The sequence below is a fragment of the Oleiphilus sp. HI0061 genome (assembly GCF_001635675.1).
In genome coordinates this window covers 1-584 of sequence record NZ_LWFE01001880.1, presented here as the reverse complement: position 1 = coordinate 584, position 584 = coordinate 1, and the positions used below count along the sequence as shown (strand labels likewise).

The 584-nt window shown below is 49.2% G+C and carries 1 protein-coding gene; it reads left to right on the top strand.

Translation table 11 applies throughout. The features are described 5' to 3' along the window. Nucleotides 1-19: 19 nt before the first annotated feature. A partial coding sequence (locus tag A3735_RS28560) for a methyl-accepting chemotaxis protein (protein WP_304440040.1) occupies nucleotides 20-584 on the top strand: 565 nt, incomplete at its 3' end.

The window sequence follows — 584 nt, the reverse complement described above, 5'->3', positions numbered from 1 at the left end:
CGGCGTGATATTTGAAGCAATGTCTGAAGGTGATCTCACCAAGAGTATCGAAAACAATTACAAGGGCGAGTTACTTGCCATCAAAAACAATGCAAATAACAGCGTTACCAAACTAAGTGAAGTGCTAACACGCATTCAAATCGCCTCAGAAACGGTTCGCACTTCTTCACAAGAAGTCGCGGAAGGCTCCGATGACTTAAGTCGACGAACCGAATCGCAAGCCAGCTCACTGGAAGAAACCGCTTCCAGCATGGAGCAAATTACAGCCACCGNAAAACAAACGTCGGAAAATGCCTCCGAGTCAAACACTATGGCAAGCGATGCGAAGGGTAAAGCGGAGCAAGGCGGTGAAGTTGTTCAAGGTGCCGTTAGTGCGATGCGTGAAATAATGGAATCTAGCAACAAGATCAACGACATTATCGGCGTGATCGATGAAATTGCCTTCCAGACCAACCTCCTCGCCTTGAATGCTGCGGTTGAAGCCGCAAGAGCTGGTGAGCAAGGCCGTGGCTTTGCTGTCGTTGCTGGAGAGGTTCGTACCTTATCGCAACGTTCTGCTGCCGCGGCGAAGGAAATCAAAGACT